The organism is Lederbergia sp. NSJ-179 (assembly GCF_022867885.1).
Classification (GTDB): domain Bacteria; phylum Bacillota; class Bacilli; order Bacillales; family Bacillaceae_C; genus Lederbergia.
In genome coordinates this window covers 14,969-37,028 of record NZ_JALIFP010000032.1, presented here as the reverse complement: position 1 = coordinate 37,028, position 22,060 = coordinate 14,969, and the positions used below count along the sequence as shown (strand labels likewise).

At 39.3% G+C, this 22,060-nt stretch carries 19 protein-coding genes; 2 read left to right on the top strand and 17 right to left on the bottom strand.

The genetic code is table 11. The features are described 5' to 3' along the window. Window positions 1-17 precede the first annotated feature (17 nt). From MUB24_RS18045 to MUB24_RS18035, 3 genes are all read right to left on the bottom strand, one after another. A complete protein-coding gene (locus tag MUB24_RS18045) occupies window positions 18-1,181 on the bottom strand; it encodes an ROK family transcriptional regulator (protein WP_244706521.1) in 1,164 nt (387 codons plus the stop codon). Window positions 1,182-1,692: 511 nt separating this feature from the next. Further along, window positions 1,693-2,391, bottom strand: coding sequence for a copper homeostasis protein CutC (locus tag MUB24_RS18040; protein WP_244706519.1), 699 nt, complete (start codon window positions 2,389-2,391; stop codon window positions 1,693-1,695). 23 nt (window positions 2,392-2,414) lie between these two features. Continuing rightward, window positions 2,415-3,413, bottom strand: coding sequence for an asparaginase (locus MUB24_RS18035; RefSeq protein ID WP_396426779.1), 999 nt, complete (start codon window positions 3,411-3,413; stop codon window positions 2,415-2,417). A gap of 177 nt (window positions 3,414-3,590) precedes the next feature. Here MUB24_RS18035 and MUB24_RS18030 point away from each other — a divergent pair, with 177 nt between their 5' ends. After that, the gene (locus MUB24_RS18030; protein ID WP_244706515.1) at window positions 3,591-3,713 is read left to right on the top strand and encodes a small acid-soluble spore protein P; all 123 of its coding nucleotides are present in this window, start codon (window positions 3,591-3,593) and stop codon (window positions 3,711-3,713) included. A gap of 60 nt (window positions 3,714-3,773) precedes the next feature. On the opposite strand, the gene MUB24_RS18025 is transcribed toward MUB24_RS18030, so the two are convergent. The 14 genes from MUB24_RS18025 to MUB24_RS17960 form a co-directional block, all read right to left on the bottom strand. After that, window positions 3,774-4,712 (bottom strand): ROK family protein, encoded by a 939-nt coding sequence (locus MUB24_RS18025; protein ID WP_244706513.1) that lies wholly within the window; start codon window positions 4,710-4,712, stop codon window positions 3,774-3,776. A 167-nt stretch (window positions 4,713-4,879) separates the two neighbouring features. Next, window positions 4,880-6,229, bottom strand: coding sequence for an ABC transporter substrate-binding protein (locus tag MUB24_RS18020; protein ID WP_244706510.1), 1,350 nt, complete (start codon window positions 6,227-6,229; stop codon window positions 4,880-4,882). A 255-nt stretch (window positions 6,230-6,484) separates the two neighbouring features. Further along, complete coding sequence (locus tag MUB24_RS18015; protein WP_244706508.1) at window positions 6,485-7,339, bottom strand: Gfo/Idh/MocA family oxidoreductase; 855 nt, start codon at window positions 7,337-7,339, stop codon at window positions 6,485-6,487. Then, window positions 7,339-8,394 (bottom strand): Gfo/Idh/MocA family protein, encoded by a 1,056-nt coding sequence (locus MUB24_RS18010; RefSeq protein WP_244706505.1) that lies wholly within the window; start codon window positions 8,392-8,394, stop codon window positions 7,339-7,341. The genes MUB24_RS18015 and MUB24_RS18010 overlap by 1 nt, the downstream gene beginning before the upstream one ends. A 180-nt stretch (window positions 8,395-8,574) precedes the next feature. Next, window positions 8,575-9,948: an extracellular solute-binding protein gene (locus tag MUB24_RS18005; RefSeq protein ID WP_244706544.1), complete on the bottom strand. Its 1,374-nt coding sequence runs from the start codon at window positions 9,946-9,948 to the stop codon at window positions 8,575-8,577. A gap of 183 nt (window positions 9,949-10,131) precedes the next feature. Further along, complete coding sequence (locus MUB24_RS18000) at window positions 10,132-11,058, bottom strand: AraC family transcriptional regulator (RefSeq protein ID WP_244706542.1); 927 nt, start codon at window positions 11,056-11,058, stop codon at window positions 10,132-10,134. Window positions 11,059-11,179: 121 nt separating this feature from the next. Beyond that, entirely contained in the window at window positions 11,180-12,757 is a 1,578-nt protein-coding gene (locus MUB24_RS17995) for an FAD-dependent oxidoreductase (RefSeq protein ID WP_244706503.1), read from the bottom strand. 249 nt (window positions 12,758-13,006) lie between these two features. Beyond that, entirely contained in the window at window positions 13,007-13,819 is an 813-nt protein-coding gene (locus MUB24_RS17990) for an MBL fold metallo-hydrolase (RefSeq protein WP_244706501.1), read from the bottom strand. Window positions 13,820-13,946: 127 nt separating this feature from the next. Further along, complete coding sequence (locus MUB24_RS17985; RefSeq protein ID WP_244706499.1) at window positions 13,947-15,500, bottom strand: DUF4127 family protein; 1,554 nt, start codon at window positions 15,498-15,500, stop codon at window positions 13,947-13,949. Window positions 15,501-15,552: 52 nt separating this feature from the next. After that, a complete protein-coding gene (locus MUB24_RS17980; protein ID WP_244706498.1) occupies window positions 15,553-16,410 on the bottom strand; it encodes a MurR/RpiR family transcriptional regulator in 858 nt (285 codons plus the stop codon). 42 nt (window positions 16,411-16,452) lie between these two features. Then, window positions 16,453-17,163 (bottom strand): N-acetylmannosamine-6-phosphate 2-epimerase, encoded by a 711-nt coding sequence (locus MUB24_RS17975; protein ID WP_244706496.1) that lies wholly within the window; start codon window positions 17,161-17,163, stop codon window positions 16,453-16,455. A 519-nt stretch (window positions 17,164-17,682) separates the two neighbouring features. Continuing rightward, window positions 17,683-18,318, bottom strand: coding sequence for an ABC transporter permease (locus MUB24_RS17970; RefSeq protein WP_244706494.1), 636 nt, complete (start codon window positions 18,316-18,318; stop codon window positions 17,683-17,685). Beyond that, a complete protein-coding gene (locus MUB24_RS17965) occupies window positions 18,319-19,461 on the bottom strand; it encodes an ABC transporter ATP-binding protein (protein WP_244706492.1) in 1,143 nt (380 codons plus the stop codon). An 81-nt stretch (window positions 19,462-19,542) separates the two neighbouring features. Then, window positions 19,543-20,451 carry a glycine betaine ABC transporter substrate-binding protein gene (locus tag MUB24_RS17960; protein ID WP_244706490.1) on the bottom strand — a complete coding sequence of 303 codons (909 nt, stop codon included), beginning with the start codon at window positions 20,449-20,451 and terminating at the stop codon, window positions 19,543-19,545. 614 nt (window positions 20,452-21,065) lie between these two features. Here MUB24_RS17960 and MUB24_RS17955 point away from each other — a divergent pair. Then, window positions 21,066-21,992 (top strand): aldo/keto reductase, encoded by a 927-nt coding sequence (locus MUB24_RS17955; protein ID WP_244706488.1) that lies wholly within the window; start codon window positions 21,066-21,068, stop codon window positions 21,990-21,992. Window positions 21,993-22,060: the final 68 nt, after the last annotated feature.

Below are 22,060 nucleotides of genomic sequence, written 5' to 3'. Positions count from 1 at the left end.
TCCCTTAATAAATAAGATTAGTAGAATTCATTAAAAGGAACATTGAAGAAATGATTCATCACTAGACCAGCAGCAGATCTTGATTCATCGGGGGTTTCATCTAAAACAATTATTTTTACATTTCTACAGGAATCTGGGATCAATGCTAATACCTCTTTTTTAATGAGCGGGATCAACAGATCACCTATTTTATCCATAAATCTACCTGTAAATAAAATATGCTCTGGATTAAATAGCGTAATGACATTCGCAATCGCCTTTGCAATTGCCCCTTGTATTTTTTCAAACAATTCCATGGTTTCTAGGTCATTGGCTCGAACCTTCTTACTAAATTCCTCCAGTGTAAACCCGGCATTTCGTTTCAAGCCACTTATCGACGCAAAAGTTGTTAAACACCCTTTTGCTCCACAGTGACAGGCGATCGCATCGCTACCAGTAAAAGCTTTATAATGCCCCAGTTCTCCGGCCACATAATTGGCCCCATGCAGTAGCTGTCTATTGATCACCATGGCACTCCCAATCCCATAATCAAATTTAAAAACAATGCTTTGTTCGGAAGAGGCAAGCTTTCCATTTAAACTTTCAACAATCGCTAATAAGTTCGCATCATTTTCTAAATAAATAGGAAGTCCATATCGATCCATCAACTTTTTCTTTAATGGAAAATCCCGCCAGCGCAAACCTGGGGAATAAATGACCGTCCCTTTGTTTGAATTGACTAATCCCTGAATACTAAAGCCGATCCCTTTTAACCCTTCTTGATCAGGCACATGTTCAAGCAATTGATCAATCACCTTAAAAATGTATTCCATGGGATGTTCTTCATTTTCATATCGAGGAACAAATTCGGTTACTTCTTTCACACTGTTGTTTTGAAAGTCCATCAAGGTGCCACGCACATATTTAATCGCAAGCTCTATGCCGATCGCATACATATTACGACTATTAATCACAAGTGGAATCGGGCGTCTTCGTCCCCCATTAGATGTAGGAGTTGTTTCTAAAATTAAATTCTCACTAAGCAAGCGATTGACAATATTCGTAATCGTTTGTTGAGTCAGACCCGTCTTCCCCGCTAAATCAACTCGTGCGATGGGACCTTCTGTATAGATGAGGCGTAACACCTTCTGCTGATTAATCTCCTTAATCATTTGGCTATTAGACACTTTTCCCAGCTTCATATAATTTACCCTTTCCTTCAAAAACATTATTGATCTTGCGCAAAATATTATATTTAATTTTAGTCAGAAGAGAATCATTAATCAAATGGATTGATTTAATAATAGACTATAAATTTAATGCAATGCAACGCAAGAGGTATGTAAAATTTATTGACGTTATTCTCTGGATTGGGGACTGTTCGGGAAATTAACCAATTTCGGAGCACAGTCAACTTGGTCGTTGTTACCTGTTTAGGGATTTTATCCCGCTTCGGGCTCAGCCAACCTTGTCGTTGTTACCTATTTAGGGATTTTATCCCGTTTCGGGCTCAACCAACCTTGTCGTTGTTACCTGTTTAGGGATTTTATCCCGTTTCGGGCTCAGCCAACCTTGTCGTTGTTACCTGTTTAGGGATTTTATCCCGTTTCGGGCTCAGCCAACCTCGTTAGGGACACTTTCGTACTTGCACTCCGATTGCAGGAACATCCAGTTGGTTTTTATTCCTCAAGTACAAACAATTTTAAAATCCGCTTAACGGGATGATTGTAATACTTTTTGAAGCACCCGCATTTTTTCTACATCAAAGGTGTTCGCAAAGGAATTATTTACACGCACGCCCTTGCCAAAATGATATTGGGAAGCACCAACTTGTACGTGGATTTCCTCGATATTACCGGGATGCAGTCCTGCACCTAAAAGAATATCTGGACCATTTTGTCTCTTTGAAAGCTGTACTAATGATTGTAATGCTTTGATTCCTTCCGAACATGAAGGCTTTCCACCAGATGTTAAGATGCGTTTTACATGTTCTTTATATGGAACTAATGCTTCATACGCTTCTGTCAATGACCGAACTTCGTCAAAAGCCCGATGAAAAGTGATATCCAAGTCTGGATGTGCGTGAATGATAGATTCGACAAACGAAAGATTAAGCGTATGATCAGACTGAATCGCTCCAATTACGATTCCTTTCACCCCTGCTTCACACAAATACTTAATATCTTCCAGCATCACTTTTATTTCATTATCCGAATAAATATGGCTATAACCATGAGGGCGGACCATGACTTGAACCGGTATGGAAACATGGTCAAGCACACTTTTTACCACACCATAACTTGGGGTTAGGCCCCCTTCTTCTATTCCGGAAACAAGTTCCAGTCGGTCTGCCCCCAATTCCTCAGCCTTTATCGCATCTGCAAAATTTTGCACAATCACTTCAATTTGCACGTATATTGCCCCCTGCATTTATTTTACAGTGAAAACACTGTTTCTACTTTTCCTACTTCTATTCCTGCATCATTCTTTACAATATTTGGCCGCAGCTCCTTCAAGGACGCGATCGTATTTTTATTGCTGTAGTCAATTTGCTCCAAGATGGAGACTAAAATGTTCGGCCACACTTCTTCCGAACCGCTTAATACCTTTAATGCAAAAGCGATTCTTTCCTTTTTTAAACCGAAACAGTAGACACCTTGCGCCCCGCCTTTTGCGACGATATTCGAATCTCTTAATAAAACAGAGCAGACAAAATGCTCAGAGGCGACAATATTGGGATTTTCGTTCATTAATTTTGTTATTTGGATAACAGCTTTTCGTATTTCTTTATCCTCAATTAAATCCGGACAGGCAAGCTTCAAATATGTAATCGCCATATTCTTAAGCGGGATAGCAAAGACCGGAACACCGCAGCCATCAATTCCTACTTTAATTTTGTCGATAGAAATTTCAGCCAAGTTCGAAAGAATGGCTGTGATTTTCTGTTGTAGTGGGTGATCAATTTTCCAATAACCTTCAAGCGGATACCCTAACTCCCGGCATACTGCAAGAAACCCTAGATGTTTTCCTGCACAATTATGGTATAATCTTCTCTTTTGTTGTCGATTTCGAATCATTTCATCTCTAGGCTCTGAATTTAAAGCAAGCGATGCTGCACAATGCAAATCCGTTTCTGCTACTGGTATTTTCTTTAGTAAGGACTCCAAAGCCGCGATATGATAAGGCTCTCCACGCTGAGAAGCTGTAAATAAAGTAGCTTCTTCATCTGTTAGCTGATATTTTTCCTTCACACCTGTCATAAAAGCTGGAATAGCCTGAATCGGTTTAGCGGCTGAACGATAATAAACATATTGCTCCACATCCCCCACTTGATATAGCGTCTGAAATTGATCATTTACCCCACAGATCAACCCGTCATGAATATTTTCAACTAATCCTGCTCTTGTTTCCTCTATTAATGAGCTCATCATGATGACATCCTTTCTTACGCAACGATTTATTGACTAAATTATACATGTTTCTAAGCTATTCATCACTCTTACTGATTTTTATTTTTTAGCTAGAGGAAGGGGCTTATTTTTCATAATTTAAGCTTAATGAGGAAAATATAATTTTAGAATCTCAATGAAAGTCGATTGGAGGTAAGCATAATGGCGAAAAATCAACATAAAGACAATACCAACCGTTCAGGACAGCCTGAACCTTTAAGCGGCTCAAAAAAAGTGAAAAATAAAAACCACTCCCGTCAAAATCATGCAGGAAAGGGGATGTAAAAAATCCTTGAAAAGCCATGATCATTCGTCATGGCTTTTCAAGGAAATAATTCCTTTACATTAGGCTTTTTTGTTATACAACCATGCTTGCATGGCGGCACCAATTAAACCTGAATCATTCTCAAGTTCGGAAAGTTTTAATTCCACGCTATCCACCAATGATCGCATTCCCATTGTGCTTATTTTCTTGTTCACCAAGTCAATAATCCATTGCCCCTTACTCATGACCCCACCGCCCAAAACGACTACTTGTGGATTAAATAAGTGAATAAGGTTCACAATGCCATAGCTAAGACCATGAATCATTGTCTCAATCACTTGAGTAGCCAGCAGATCACCATTTTGATAGAGTAAAAAAACATCTCTGCTCGTCACATTTGTAGGAAGCCCCTTTTCCTCGCGAGCTTTCTGCATTCTTTTGGCAATCCAAGTTCCGGAGGCGTAGGTCTCTAAGCAGCCACGAAGTCCGCAATTACAAGCCTCTCCATGGATATCAATCGACATATGGCCAAGTTCAGCGCCACCACCCCAAGCACCCCTGATCAACTCTCCTTTTGTAAGAATGCCGCCACCAATCCCTGTTCCTAAAGCCAAACAGATCACTTCTTGATAACCTTGCGCAGCGCCAAATCTATGTTCAGCCAACGCTAATACATTCACATCATTATCGACGAAAACAGGTAAATCGGTGTAAACGGTAATTTCCTCCTGCAGGTTAACGCCATTCCAATTCTGGATATTCGGTGTACCTGAGATCACTTTCCTTTTATTAAAATCCACCTGCCCAGCCGTCCCGATGCCGATGCCTTCAAGCCTGACTTTGTGAGAATCAGCCCACTCTATTAATTCCAAAATAATTGTCTTTACTAAAGTGAGGATTTCCTCTTTTCCCATCTCCGGGGTTGGAACTGTTTTTTTAAAAAGAACCTCACCATCGCTACTGACAATCCCCGCTGCCACTTTCGTACCACCTATATCTAAGCCGATGCCATAAACCATTTATTACACTTCCCTATCTGCTCATTTCCTTATTGATTTTGAACAAAACAAACTTGAACTATTTTAATGTATATTCCACTATTGAAATTGCCTTTCCACAAAGAAAGGCAATTAGTCAAAGGTGTAACACCAGCTAAGTAGCCTATCAAGTTTATATAAGATAAAAATTACTTTTGCTCCATCGCCTCCTTTATCTTCCCATTGGATTCTTCTTCCAATTCGCGCATAAGCGTATTCACGTCAATATCTGTCTCTGCCAGCTTCTTTAAAGCGCTGCCAATATCGACAAAAATATCCCACCGACTTTGCATCTCTTCATATAGGGCCGGTTCTCCTGTAAACCATGCATCTCGATTTTTATTTTCATAGTATTGATTATTAGCTGCGAATTGTTCAAGAATAGCTGGATCACTTAGTACACTGGCTGAAGAGCCATTTTGTACCATCTCTAATTGATTTTCGGGTGAAATATACTCCATTAACACTTGAAAAGCCTCATCTTTATGCTCGCTATAGTTTGCAATAATCATCGGGGACGAACCTAAATAGGGTGTTGTGTCTGGCGCATCCGCCCAGACAGGCGTTGGTAACATATCCAAGCTTTCTTGATCTTCCAGATTCCCCATTGCCTCATTCAGGAACAAATTGGAAGCAAGCGACATGGCCGCTCTTTTTTCACAAAAGAGACAAGAGCCTTCTGTTTCCGGATCATAAATATCAGGGATATTGTAGAAGGTATCCATCATATTAAAATATTGCTTGAATTCTGGTCGTTCATCAAATAAAAATTCTCCTGTTTCAGGATCGGTCATATTGATTGCAAACTCTCTTAACGGCATTTGAGCACCGGCTGCTGTATTGCCCCAAGCAAACTCAAAGCCAACATAGTTTATACCATTTCTTTCACCTGTCATTTGTTTCGCTAATGCAAACACCTCTTCCCAAGTCATACTTTTATTTGGATCTGGATATTTTACCCCAAATAAATCAAATATCTCTTTATTGTAATAAAGAGCAACATGTGAGGAGCCATCTGGCAAGCCAATCATTCTCCCTTCCTCATCAAGCGAACGAATATAGGCCACAAGGGAGGGACGCAACGTATCTAGATCTAAACCATGTTTCACAGCTAAATCATCGATAGGCTCGATCACATCTAATTCTTTGACTGGGGTCATATCGTTATATTGGATAATGATATCCGGCTTTACATTATTAGCATAAATTTCTTGAAGCGACTCCAATGTATTTTCATAGGGGACATACTCAATTTCAATATTTTCTAATTTTTTATCAATATGATCAAATCTCCCGTGAAAGGATTCTTCTCCAAAAGCATAGGCAATTTTGATTGTAACCGGAGTTTTGTTCTCCTCAGATAAGTCCGTTTTATCTGCACCATTTTCATTTTGTTTTCCTTTAGAATCTGTCCCTGATTGATTGGAGCAGGCGGCAAAAAGTAGCATAAAGAAAATGAACATAAGGAATACGCTTGCATCTTTTCTAATTACAGACATTTTCATAACCCCCTTTTAATATCCAAATTTTAACGCAGAGTCCCCCGTGATGCTTCGAAGCAGGATTCTCATCAAACGAGATGATGTTTCACAATTCGGAGCAATGTCCTCGTATTTCGAGATTTGTTCTTATAATTCAAAGCTGACTTCTCGCATTCAGAAATAATGTTGTCACATTTCAAAGCCGACTTCTTGCATTTGATTTAAAGTGTTTCAAATCGTCACATGATAAAAAGTTAAAGTCAAATCCCCACTTCAACTTTTAACATTGATCCAAGTATCTCTCATCTCCAATGCCTTTTTACCAGCATCCAGCAGAGCCATCACTTCCAATGTCTCCGCTTTCGAAACAGGAGAAGCTTCTGACTCAAAGAAAGTAAGGACTGAATCGATTAATCTAGGAAACATATCAGAACATTGGGAAATCCATATACCCTCTCCATTATCAAATTGTAAATGAGCTTGAAAATCGGCATGCTGCATTTGTGAGAACGAAGCCTGTTTTCTACCGTTTTCGTATTCAATATGAAGCAGATTGGTATGTTTCGTTGACAAGCTTTTCACACGATTTCCCCCGACTCCCATCAACGCTACAATCATTTCAAATTGATGGACGGCATAGTTTTTATAAGTGCCGGGCCCTGTAGTCGCCACGTATTCCAATTGCTTATTGATCCTTTTAAAATCGGAAAACTCCTTGGAGAACCGTAAGGCTGAACTAGAATATAAAGGCGTACTATATTGTTCAGCAAGTTCAAACATCCGTTTCCCTGTTTCTAAATTAGGCGAAAATGTTTTATCCATATAAACGGGCTTCCCGGACATTAGCGGGATCTTCCCCAACCGTTCATGGTGTTCTGGATGATCCGGGGAAAAAACAATCAGGTAATCCGACTTCTCCACGACCTCTTCAATCGAAGAAAGTGCTTGTACCTGCTGCTTTTCACACCAGCTTGCTGTATCCAAACCACCTTCAAGATCTGTCTCTGCCCATGCATAAGCAACTTCTACATCCCGACCCGTTTCTTTCACATTTTCCTTAATCCAAGTTGGGTAATTGTTCGCATGCCATTCGTCAAGATAAAAGTCGATAAAACCAATCTTTTTCATTATAAAACAACCTCTCTCTCCTTTTCTGAAGATGTATACAAAGCTTCCATCACCTGTGAGGTTACAAGCACATTGTCTATATTTGATCGACTTTTTACATGATTCATCGCAGATTGAATAAATCCATCAATTTCATCATAGAACATGTCTGTTTTAGAATAAGAGGGAATCGTTTCATACAAGACGCCATCTTTAGCGGAATAAATTTTAAAGTCCCCGCCGTATTGCCATTTGATGCCTGCCTTATCTCCAAGAAATTCAACAAACGTCGCTTCTTCTCCGATGTTTTGTGCCCATGCCCCATTTAAGCTGATCGTTGGTCCTGATGTCCGTATCAAACCTGTTACAAAATCATCTACATCATAGGTTCCATTATAATCAGGCGGTCCCGCCCACATATTGATATAGGTATAGTCCTTCATATTCTTTGCCAATTCACTGTGGGCTGTTCCAGATACGGTGAGTATTTTCGGTTGGCCTAAACTATAAAAAATCAAATCAAGATAATGTACACCCCAGTCAATTAAGACTCCTCCACCTGACTTAGACTTCGTTGTAAATGGTCCTCCAAGCCCCGGGATAGACCGATGGGCACGGAAAGAACAATAAACATGATACACTTTACCGAGTTCCCCATTATCAATCATATCTTTAATCCTATTAACCGCCGTGTTATAACGGTTGACAACACCAATATTCAAAATCCGATTATTGCGGTCAGCAGCCGCCTTCATTTCATTTACTTGGTCCATATTTATAGCGGCAGGCTTTTCACATAACACATGCTTTCCTGCATCCAAGCACGCAACCGCGATTTCTGCATGAGTATCATTTGGCGTACAAATCGATACAGCTTCTACTTCTTCATCATTTAGTATCTTCCTAAAATTATCCGCTGTAATTGGCACATTAAATTTCTCTGCCAATTTTTCAGCACGCTCGGGCCGAATATCTACAAGGTATTTGATTTCCGTCCGTTCGTTTGCAGTGTAAGCATTTATATGGCTTGGTGCTATTGTCCCACAGCCAATCACAGCCACTTTCACTTTCTTCATTTCTGAAAACCTCCAATACTCTGACTAATATACTATAATTCAAGGTAAATCCCGCTTGAATTCTCCATGATTGACAATTTCCGGAAGCGTTGCCAATCTTCATCTATCCAAGAAGCTTAGTAAATCTTTTTCCTGCTGGCATTAAATTTTTCTGCAAAAAGGTAAGCCCTTTGGCTACTTCTATTCTTGAGCCTTTATCTCTTCAACAACCGCTGCATATTCCTCCCCCATTTCACGGATATAGGTGACAACATCTTGATCAGAGGTTAAAAATTCCTTTGCTTTTGTACTCATAAATGGCTCAAATTGCTCATCATATTTTGAATAAGGTGGTAATGGAGCCAATGACTGTTTGAACGGTGCCGTTGCATGAAAGGGTTGATCCCGATCCTTTATACTATTTGCTGTAAATTGTTCAAACGCAGTTTGATTTTCGATAACGGGGGGACTGCCCGCTTGTGATAAATGAATTTGCCCTTCCTCTGATGCTAAGTAGGCAATGACGGACCATGCTGCATCCTTATGCTTACTATGCTTCGTAATATTTAAAGGTAATGCCCCCCAAGTCGGTGCAATATCCGGAAGATCCTCCCATGTCGGGACAGTGGTCATATCAAAATTAAATCCTTCCTCCCGTGCTAATAATTCAAACCATGGGGCATTCAAAATACTCATCGCAATATTACGCGGACCATCATGAAAGCCGTCAGGTGTATCACTTGTGTTAATTATATTCGGAACATTTCGGTATTTATCCAGCAAATCAAAAGATTTTTTCGTATTAGGATCATTTACAAATAGGATTTCTCCCGTCTTAGGATCTGTACCTGGAACACTTAATTGCATAAAAGGCGTGTGAACAGGATCAAGCGCTAACCCCCGATATTGAACACCATTTCGCTCCTGTGTTAATCGACTCGCCAATTCTAGTACTTCATCCCAGGTCATCCCATCTTCAGGATAGGGCTCACCGAATAAATCAAAGATATCTTTGTTGTAGAACAGTGTTCGAACACTATTTTCTACAGGTAATCCATATAAATGCCCTTCACCAGTAGGGTCACTGGCACGTAAGTTTTCAACGATTCCTTCTTGAAAAATACTTAAATCAAATCCCGACCTCTCGATATAGTCATCAATTGGCTCTAGAAAATCAAGCGGTTTCACAAGATCTGCCCTAGGTTTTCCAATATGAATATCTGGCATGATTCCTTTAGCAAAGAGTTCCTGTAATTGTTCCTCACTGTCGCCACCGCTAATTAATTCTAAAGTGATTTCCGGAAATATCTCCTCTATTTTATCTTTATACCTTATTCTAAAAGTCTCATCATCTATCCAAATCATCATTTTTAGTGTCACAGGATCTCCATCATAGGCCCATGGATCAAGTGGTGTATTCTCTTCTCCACTTCCTCCTTCAGTGTCTTCGGCCTTTTTCCCCGGTACTTCTTTTGAATTGTCTTTCTCCCCAGCCGTATCTGAAGAACAACCGAAAATCAATGTCATGCTAAGAAAAAGCATCAACCCCAATAAATACCACTTCTTTATCTTCATATTCACTCGCTTCATCTCCTTTAACATATTCCAGTCATCGCTTTAAAAGAGCTTAAGCATGATCAGTAAACTGAATTGAATAACTACTCAGATAAATATATATACACCTCCTTCTTCTACAACATTGTCCCCATATCTATCTGCATCGTATTTTTATCATAACAAAGCTTTGACATGAAAGGTTTATCCCTTTTTGATGTTGTATTGTTCCTTTTTTGCCCTTCCTAATAAAGTTTGGTATTCAGTTGGGGATACACCGAAGTTTTTTCGAAAAGCTTTGCTGAACGAATGGATGGATTGGTATTGAAGTTTCTCGGCTACCTGTGTCACATTCCAGTCTCCACTTTTCAGCCACTCAACAGCCTTATCAAATCGTTTACGGTTATAATACTCTTGAATCGTTATTCCCATTTCTTTTGCAAATATTCGGGACAGATATGAATAATTATAGTGTAACTGACTTGAAATCTCTGTGAGATCGCCAATTTGAAGGAGATAGGAATCGATATAATTGATCACCCTGTAGACAATTTGTTCCGTTTTATTGGTATTACTTTGAGGATCATAATCAATGGACAAACTCTTCTGGAAATTCCGAAAAACCATGACGATAATTTGCCGTAAATACATACCCATCATATGGGTGGAATATTGGTCTAAATTAATCAATTCTTTAAAAATATGAATAAACGGAAGGTCAATACCAAGATGATCTCGTACTATAGATTGTTGTTCCTTATCAAACATTTTTTTAATAAGAAAAAGCGGATCATTTTCATCCATCCCTTTCGAAAAGCCAAATCCCATATAAAAAAATCGGAATGGATCTATCTCATCCGCATTAATTCTATGAAGTTGGTTCGGTACATTTAAAATAATGTCTCCCTCTTGAACCGGATAACTCTTCTTGTTCACTGTAAAAAGTCCAGTCCCGGAAACAATATAACTAATTTCATAGCAAAGTTGCTTATGTTCATGAACAACATATCCCCCTTTGCAACTTAAATCACCAATTTGATATAAGATAATCGATTCAAATGGCTGCGGATTGATAAAATAATCGTGATCAAAATGAAAATTAGTATCATTTTTAAGTAATTCTTCAGACATCAATGCTCAACCTCCCTTTGAGACTCCCACGCCTAAGAATGGCACTATGTGTGGGAGTGTCAATTTTTTCTGATTCCCAAAAGGACTTAGTTAGTCATTGTGTAATTTTCACATTAGCCGCCTAAACAGGACCGATCGATGGCCATTCAAGTTCAATTCCCTCGCTCACAAGCAACATCTGAAAGTCCTTTAATAACTTCTCGTCATCTCGTACTTGACGGGGTTCTAGCTTATTTCGCAAACAATAAGCAGCCAAATATCCACTCACTTCCCCAATATTCCACTCAACAGGGTGCAAACGGTAACAACCATTGGTAATATGGGTAACTCCTAAATTTTTACAGGCGGGTAACAAATTGTTGATTCTAACAGGAATAAGACTGCCCAATGGAATTTGAAAAGGAAGACTGGAAATATCAATAAAAGAACGAAGTCCTGTGCTCGGATGGAGATCGATACGATAACTGCCAATTCCGACACTATCCTTAAAAACCTCCGCGCCTGCTTCCCCCCTTACAGCTGTGCTAACATGCTGCTCAAGAACGGTAAATTCAGCCTTGAGTCTTCGTGATTCTCGTATATAAGGAAACATCGCCAATCCATCTTCTGTTCCGACTACATCTGGTCGCAAGCGTAAGCCTGGATAACCTTGTTTGCCATTTGGGCGAGGTGCCTCCGTTTGTAGCCAATATAATAACGATAAACTTAATTGTTTGGCCCCTTCTAAATGCTTTTTCCTTTCTTCCTCACTTACATCGATAATCGACCCCAGCCAATAATCATTTTGTGGCCAATTAATAAGGGAAATATCACTGTCATATAGACCTTCTAAAAAATTAGATTGATCAACTAATCTTCGATACTCCCAGAGAGAAAACTTATCCTCTTCTTTAAAAAATCCATATGTGACTGGATCTAAAGTAATTGGACTTACGCCTGTCCAATCAAGCTGTTTGTTTGGCCAAAATGGTGCTTGATATTGTCGCCAAAATTCATAATCCTTTGGCTTGGTAATCGTGAAATCTTCACCCTCTACATAATCGATGGCAAAGCAGTGAGTGATTGCCTGCATCTCCATCGGATCCGCCTCTCCCACTAAAGCATGGGGTTCACCAGTATCCTTTTGTGATTCGGCGCCTGTCACATATTCTACCTTGGCCAGCGGTAAAACATCCCCCATATCGGTAGCGTCTAAAAAATAATCAGCAGTGAGCACAAAATTCCTTTGTGTGCAAAGGTTTTCAACCTCAACCGCCGATACAGTATCTCCATCCGTTTCCGCAGATTTTATCCTTGTTTCTTCCATGATTGTAAGTTTCCCACTATGAAGATAGGGTGCCAACATACCCCTTAGAACAGCGAGTGCTACCCTGGGCTCATGAGAAATGCGGCTAACACTCGCATTTCCCGGATTCAAAAATGTCACTTTTCTTGCCTCTTCACTCAATGGAAAGTGATGGCGATAATACTGGCGCACATTTTTCCGAAAACTGCGATAACTACGTGTACACCCGAACTGTTCAATCCAGCGATGTTCATCAGGTGGAACAGCCTGATTTGTCAGTTGCCCACCAATCCATTTCGTTTCCTCTGTCATGATGACCCTAAATCCCAACTTACATGCCGCCAAAGCTGCTGCACAACCACCTAGACTGCCACCGACGATGACGATATTTGCTGATAATTCTTGTTTATTCATTAAAGTGTCTCCTTCAAACTGTAAAATTGATTTTCCATATCTTCAGGGATAGTTTTCTTTAATATCAAATTCTAGGCGTAGACGATGAGTGGTTTTTTTCCTTTTACTATAGAAACGATCTGTCCTGGACTCAAGCCATTATATTTCTCAATCGAAGTATTCAATGCCCCATCCATCACCTACACATAACGCTAGATTTCCTGTTTTTAGAACTATCTTTTTTCAATTATAATTCTCTCCCCGATAATATTAAACGTGATATACCATGCCATCGTAGGCTACTAAAATGTCATATCTTGAGAAAAACCTCTCCAACTCCTCGTGAAGCATCCCTCCATTATGGGAAAAGTGGGTCGCAATAACTATCCCACCCTCACGCAACATTGCCTTTTGACGAAAAATATCGTTCATCTCAATCACAGCTTCATTGTTCATGTGATTGCGCCTTCCTGGTAAAGGACCTCCAGTACAATCTAAGATAGCAAGATCAAATGATTTTCCTTCTAACCATTCCCACGTTTCAAAAGGAAACCAACCTGTATCGTGTCCGTAAAGAATGGCTTTATCATCTTTTTCGATAAAATAGAGAAGACAAGTCTCATGTTTATCATGATCGGCAATTAGTGGGGTGACCTTCGTACGTTCATCCACCTGCACACATCGAAACGGTTGAATATGGTGTAATTCATAAAGCTCCTGCCTATAATTGATGGACGCTTTACAGCCTTGTATTACTAAATCATGACCATAAATATGTAGTGGACGATCTACTCCATGAGCCATGACTGGACTACGATTTTGAATATCCGTCGGTAGAAAATGATCCGAATGAGTGTGTGTTATAAACAAGTACTCAATCGCTGCTAAGTCTATCTTGTCGCGCAAGACATGATGATACGTATCCGGAGGGAAATCAATTTTTAGAATATTATCAATAATAGCCGATGAGCGAGTTCTGATATTTTTCCCACCCAATTCCTTTGCCTTTTGGCAAAATTCACAGCGACAAAACATTCCGGGCCATCCTTCTGCGGCAGCCGTTCCAAGAAAGTGAATCTTCATTTCCAAACCCTCCTGTCGTAAAGATGAGTTCTCTTATTGATTTAAACGGTCTAGCAACATACTAAAACTCCCTTCATTTTTCAGAGGTTTAACGATTGCAATTCTAATGCCTTAATAGGTAATTCATCTATTCCAACTTAAGAGTAAACCCAACCTCAAACATTCTTTTCCACGGCAAATGCACATCTTCTAAAGAAATTTCTCCTTCTTTTATAGCTGATAAATGGGTGGCGATAAACTGATTTAATAAATCCTCTACCTGACCTGTTATTTCAACCACTTTATCTTTTAAAAATCGAGGTGTTAACCCGAGTGATGGAAGGATATGCTGGGAAAGATGAGTTCTAACAATTGATTGATAGCCCCAATCCTCCACAAGCCGCGAATAAAAAAATTCTCTACTCGCCTTTTCATGTCCAGGGGAAAGCCTAACCTCGGTCTGCTTATAGTAAGAAGCGATAATAGCATGAGCAATTACCGTCCCCATCGTGTTCCCATTTGTGTTCCAACCCGCATAAGACATGAGCTGCTCAAACATTTCCTTTTTCTCTAAAAGTTGCATAAGTGAATGATCGGCGCCATTTGTTACGGCAACATCAGCCAATGCAATATTCTTCCGATTGCCCAAATACCAGTTCATCGCCTGTACAAACTCCCGAATATTCACTTCTGAAAAATAGGTTCGATGTCTTTGCTCAACTTTAAAGCCAGATTGAGCCATTTCCCTCTGGGCAATCGCAGGTGAATAAACCATTAAAATAAAATGATTTTTTTCCTCATTATGTACATGGACGCCACCCGCAGCCGTTATATGTGATTTAATACTTTCTGAAAGTGGACGATCCTCATATTTAGGAATCATAAATGGACCTTTTGTAGAAGAATACCGAATAAAAATCTCTGGTATATATTGATAGGTTTCACAAAAAACCCTAGCAAATAAAGTACAACCAATCTCATCAGCTCCTGGATAAATATTCACCTTATCCAGGAGGTTCCGGCGATCCACCTCATACATTAATGCGCGTTGCTCTTTTGGCGAAAAGCCAAATTGGGCATTATCATCTAAAGGAACAATTAAATAATCGATGATATCAGATGCCACTAAGTTTATCACTTCCTTCGTTATGGAAAAATTATTTTTTCTACGGTTTATAAAATCCTTTTGAACATCGATTGGAATGTCGCGTTCAATTTTTGTGAGTTCCAGTTTTTCTTCCTTATCTAAAATATTTTGGTTTTTTTTATCATACAGCCAGCCCATACGAAAGATTTTTTCCCCATATTCTTCATAGTAATCTGGTTCTTCCTCACTGCTGCTATAAGCTGGTACGCGCATGATTAAATCATAAGCAAAGATTTTAATGGAAGGGTTTTGTTCCTTGATCGACTTTAAAGTGGATAATCTTTCCAAGCAAGCCTCATATGTTAATGAATGGATCCGAGAAGGCACAATCCCGCCATAAACGAACATATCAATAGAAACAATCAAATGACTGGCGCCTTTTACATTTTCTTCTACCCAATTTTGTAACGCAGCCGTATCAGCAGGCTTTTTCATATCCCCTAACATAGACTTATCTGGTATGAGCATGTCCAAATCAGTCATTTTCGCTAATGCCTGTGGGTATCGGTAATTGCAAGGACGTTCATCTAATGGAACATAAATGATTTTATTCATTTTCCCCTCCGTTTTAACAAGATATTTTTTATGGAATCAGAGTTCGGATGACTTAATATAACTTATTAGCTACTGCTTTTGCTGTTTTTTGTAGAGCATTGATAGAACGATCCTTTTCCCGAATCTCAATGTATCTTGTCATTATATCTAATACATGCATTTGGGAAATTAATGAGGAAAAGGCTCCGCCATGTAATGGACTTTCTTTTGATGAGGTCAGTAAGACAATATCACCGTATTTTGTTATAGGTGATTTTAAATGATTTGTAATACAAATAATAAACGCCCCATTATGGCTGGCGATTTCAAGTGCATCAATGAGATCCTTCGTACTCCCCGACCTTGAAATACCAATCACAACATCTCCCTTAGTTGCGAGTGCACAATTCATTGCGATGATATGGGAGTCTGTTGCTGACTCTGCATGAAAGCCCAATCTCATAAATCGATATTGTGCTTGCTGAGCCATAATTCCCGAAGCCCCTACCCCAAAGAGAAATAGTTTATTGGCATGGATAATCTTCTGGCAAGCTTGCTCCATATTTTGCGATTGAATGAGTTGCAACGTATTTTCGATCGTAGTAGTATTTTCGGCTGTAATCTTTTGCGCTAAGACCTCCATACTATCGGATTCATCGATCTCTCCAACCTCTTGGCGATTAGAATCCACTTTATTTTGTGCTACTGCAAGCTTAAAATCTTGGTATCCTTTATAACCTAGTTTTCTACAAAAGCGAATAACGGTTGTCTCTCCTACATTTGCATATTCCGCCAAATCGGAAACGGACCAGTAAACAGATTCATTCATACGCGCTTTCACAACGTCAGCAACCTTTTGTTCAGACTTTGTTAACGAATCATAGATACTTGCAATCATAACTTCTGGATTAATGGTTTGTTTTGTTGTCATCAAGATAATCTCTCTCTCGTAAAGTTTTTAGATGAAAAAATTTTACTTTTTATCCAAGCTTTTATTGGAGACCTTTAGAGCGTCAGCGAAATCTTTTGTAATCAATTGGGGCCTTGTGATAGCTGATCCTACGACGACAGCATGGGCGCCTAATTCCAGAGCCTTTACTGCTTCTCCAGGTGTTTTAATATTTCCCTCCGCAATAATCGGAATTTCCACAACCCCTACAAGTGATTCAAGTAATGGAAAATCGGGAATAGATCGATCTTTCGTATATTCGGTATAGCTTGATAATGTCGTGGAAATAAGGTCTACTCCACATTCACTTGCATAAATGCCTTCCTCACATGTCGATATATCTCCCATTATCAAACAATGACTATGTTTTCGTATATATTCAATTATTTCTTTTAGGGTTACATGATTTGGACGCTGTTGTTTGGTTGCATCCAATGCAATGACATCGACTCCTGCATGAATGAGAGCTTGAACTTCCTTTAAGGTAGGAGTTATATACACTGGGCAATTGGGATAGTTTTGCTTAATTAGACCAATCATAGGGAGTTGCGTTGCTTGCTTAATCGCTTTTATGTCCGCTATCGAATTCGCTCTAATCGCTGCAGCTCCGCCCATTTTAGCCGCTATCGCCATTTTCGACATAAATTCTGCGCCATGTAAAGGCTCTCCGGGAAGAGCCTGACACGAAACAATGAGTTGTCCCTTAATCTCTTGAAGAAATTCTTGCTTATTCATGATTGTTTCACCTCCCCGGATAACCAATAGATCTTAAAAATATCAAGAAAGAAGCCGTAAAGCGCAACCCTCTACAGCTTATAAGAAAAATATCATACAATCTAACTACTAATAAAGCTTTTATTTCTAATTTACTAATATAAAAAGCCTGAGGTGGTAAAGAAATTTGGACATTATTCTCTCTTCTATTCCCATACTAATATAAATGACGGATCGTTCCTCCAATTTACTAAATCTCTATTGGAATTAACCTCCATTTTATCATCTTTTTAAATTTTGTAAAGTGGTTTTTTAATCGATTAATTTATAAATGATATATTTTCAAAGGAGACTTTACATTTAATCACTATGGGTCCGTTACGCTATCTTTTAGGACTTTGGGACCTGTGATTGGTCGTGACCGAAATTGCGGCCCAAAACATAAATGAGCCCAACAAAGCATGGGGGTCAATTACTTTTCTTCTATCATTAAAAACAAGGCAGGATCTCCTTCGCCAAGACCCTGCCTTACAATTTCATTCAAGATTTCAACCCTTTTGGGGTGACCTTGTCTTCCAGCTTTTTCAATAGAAAATCAAAGACAATGGCTAAAATGGCCGCTGGGATGGCTCCGGATAAAATTAGGTTTTTATCCATTACATTCAATCCCCTGATGATCAGGTCTCCTAGACCACCTGCACCGATAAATGTCGCTAAGGCGGCGACTCCGATGGTTAGCACAGTTGCTGTCCGAATTCCGGCCATAAGAATAGGCAATGTCAAGGGGAGCTCTACCATTAATAAAATCTGCCTTGATGTCATGCCCATTCCTTTTCCTGCATCTACCAGTGACTTATCCACACCAATAATCCCCGTATAAGTGTTTCTTAAAATTGGCAGAAGCGCATATAATGTTAAGGCAATGATTGCTGGAACCATACCAATTCCAAATAAAGGAAGCATAAAGCCAAGTAACGCTAAACTTGGAATGGTTTGAATCACGGCTGCTATCCCAATTACAAACTCAGCCACCTTTTTATTTCTTGTCAAAATAATGCCCAAGGGGACGGCGATAATGATGGCTAGAATCATCGAAATCCCTGCCAAAAATAAATGCTCTTGAAAGGCGACCCAAATGGCATCTTTTCTGTTAATAAAAGTTTCCAACAATCCCATCTATTCATCCCCTCCTTTGCCATTTGTGCCATTCCCATTCATATCCGCTAGGCCGCGCATCATACTTGTCCGAGTGACAATCCCAATTAGTTTCCCATCTTCCACTACTGGAATGGCCCCAGTGTTACTCTCTGTAAAAATTTCTGCTACATCTGTTAAAATAGCATCCGCAGCTAATGTTTTGACATTTATCTTCATAATGTCTGAGACAACTAAATCTTCATTTCGGTAATTTTGTTTTAAAGATTCAAGGGTCGCGACTCCATAAAAGTGTTTGGATTTATCTGTTACGAATAAATTATCCACTCTTTTTTCCCTCATTATATGAAGCGCAGAAGCTAATCCGCGTTTTGGTGTCGATGTCACCACTTCTGTGTACATCATGTCTCTTGCTGTCGGTAGCGTCATGCCTTGGTTCAGACGATCCTCCCCAATAAACCCTTTTACAAAGTCATTCGCTGGACGTCTAAGAATACGTTCTGGAGTATCAACTTGAACAATTTCCCCTTCTTTCATAATGACAATTCGATTGGCAATTTTAATTGCTTCGTCCATATCGTGTGTGACAAAAACGATCGTCTTTTGAATTTCTTCCTGAAGGTTCACAATATCATCTTGAAGCTGTTCTCGACTGATCGGATCGAGTGCACTAAACGGCTCATCCATTAAAATAATATCGGGTTCTGCGGCTAACGCACGAATCACTCCAATCCTTTGTTGCTGCCCCCCACTTAATTCTGACGGATAGCGTTTTTTAAAGGTAGATGGATCTAAGCCAACAAGATCTAATAGTTCATCGACCCGTTTTTTCGTTTGGTCTACATTCGCTTTTTTCAGCTTTGGAACGAGGGAGATGTTCTGCTCAATCGTCATATGAGGAAACAAACCAATTTGCTGGATCACATAGCCAATATTTCTTCTTAATTCAACGGGATCAGCGTTCGCTGTATCCTCGCCGTTGATCAAAATTCGCCCCCCAGAAGGTTCTGTTAAGCGATTAATCATTCTCATTGTGGTCGTTTTCCCGCAACCACTTGGACCAATTAATGTAACAAGCTCTCCCTTTTCAACTTCTAAATTTATATTATTAATCGCGACAAAACCATCTTTATATTGTTTTTTTACATTTTCAAATTTTATCATCTGATTCCCCTCTTCGATACTGACATTTCCGCCAATCTCGAAAGAGTTATGCACCTGAATGGAACACAACTCTTCAGATTGTTAATCAATTAACCCTTCTTCTTTTAAAAATTCAACCGCCACATCTTCCGGTTCCTTATTCTCTATATTGACTTGAGCATTCAATTCCTGCATGCGATCATCATCTAAAACATCGGTCAATTTGTTTAATGTGTCTTCTAAACCTGGATTAGCATCCAGAACCGCTTGGCGAATGACAGGCGCAGCATAATAAGGTGGGAAAAAGTTTTTATCATCTTCTAATACCGTTAAATTATATTGTTTAATCCTGGCATCTGTGGAAAAAGCCGTAATAACATCAATTTCTGCATCTTTGGCTGCCGTATACATTAAATCAGGGTCGATATTTACTTGTTTTGCGAAATCATAATTGTACTCCTTTACTAGCGCGTCATAACCGTCCCCTCTTTCAAAGAATTCCGGGTCTGATCCAAAAGATAGTTTAGAGGAATGTTTCGCTAAATCAGAATACGTCTTAATTCCTAATTCTTCCGCTAACTCACTTCGTACGGCTAAAGCATACGTATTATTAAATCCCATTGGTTTTAACCAGGCCATATTAAATTTTTCCTTATACTCTTTTTTTGTCTCATCATAGATTTGATCTGGACTCAAGCCTGGTTTGTATTCTTTATCCAAGACATTTAAATAACCAGTTCCTGTATATTCTACATAGAGGTCTACATCACCCTTTTTCATCGCTTCTTGGATGACAAAGACCCCTCCGAGTGAATCCTTTACTTCCACATCTAAATCTGTATTGGCCTTAAGATATTCAGCCAACATATGGGTCATAATGATCTGCTCTGTAAATTCTTTCCCCGTTACAATAATCTTTCCCGCTTCAGCCTTATCGCCTCCACCCTTCCCACAAGCCGTAAGAGCAAAAGCGACTAGTCCAATTACTGCAATGGACAGAATTTTTTTCATCTATAAAACCTCCGTTATGTTTAATTTTTGCGATTAATCCTAAAACCATACGTATGGATTACTCTTTTTGGTTCTAAAATGGGGGAAGCTCTCAGATTATTTTTAAATGTGAAATAATTCACATTATAGCAAGAGCCTCATCATGATAAAAAGCCATGTAAGTGTCACTTATGAAAATGAAATCATTTAAAAAGTAGGGAGTTATTTTCAGTGAAAAAATCTAATGTCTCTCAATCCTTTAGAAAATTTCCCTTGACGAAGTTGGAGGCTAGTAAAAGTGAAAGGAGAATAGAAATTAAGAACCATCCCCAGCTGCAGGGAGTCAACCGGGCAAATCCAACGATGTTATTATTATACCGATGGACTGTCATGCCTACAATTGGCCTATTCCTCCTTTACACTTGAATACCCTCCATTATTCCGGTTGAGCCGACATCAAAGGTGACGTTCTTATAAGTTCTTACAAATACTCAATGATGCGGACAAATACGAGCAGTTGACCAGAAAAATCTGTCATTTCTTAGATTTACCCATAAAACGAATACTTAAACATTGACCACATTCCATCCAATCGGTATTGTATGTAATATGGAAAAGTGAAGGAGGAGAAGGGTATGAAATACTTTCCAATTAAAAACACGAATTTAAACGTCTCCAATATCGTGATGGGAAATATGCGCATCAATCATCTGTCTCATCATGAGATTGAACATCTTATTCGGACGGCAATGGACGAAGGAATTAACTTTTTCGACCATGCGGATATTTATGGTGGAGGAGAGTGTGAAGCATTATTTGCAGATGCGATTCAAATGAGCCCGAGCATTCGGGAGAAAATAATTTTGCAAAGCAAATGTGGGATTAACTCCAAAGATAATTATTTTGACTTCTCCAAAGAGCATATCCTTGAATCTGTGGATGGTATTTTAAAAAGATTGAAAACCGATTATTTGGATCTTTTACTTCTTCATCGCCCTGACCCTTTAATGGAACCTGAAGAGGTGGCAGAAGCATTCGATGAATTGCATAATAGTGGCAAGGTTCGTTATTTTGGGGTATCCAATCATAATCCGATGCAAATTGAAATGCTGCAAAAATATGTATCCCATAAACTAGTAGTCAATCAATTGCAGCTAAGTATTGCTCACACCGCATTAATTGATTCCGGGATCGCCTTAAACATGAATATTGATCAATCGGTGAATCGTGACAGTAGTATTCTGGAATATTGCCGTTTGAAGGATATTACGATTCAAGCTTGGTCGCCTTACCAAAGTGGCTTTTTTGAAGGTCCTTTTCTAGGTGACTTGGAAAAATATCCGAAATTGAATCAAGTGATCGATGAACTTGCTGAGAAATATCGTGTTACGAACACTGCCATTGCGTCCGCATGGATTACACGTCATCCAGCCAATATCCAAGTAGTCCTTGGAACCACGACCCCTCAACGAATTAAGGATGCTTGTGCGGGGTCTGAAATCGTACTGACAAGAAAAGAATGGTATGATCTTTATAAAGCAGCCGGAAATATTGTTCCTTAAATGAGCCATCATCCCTCTTCTTAGGAAGGGGGTTTTTATTTTGGGGAAATGAACAACATCTAAGTGTA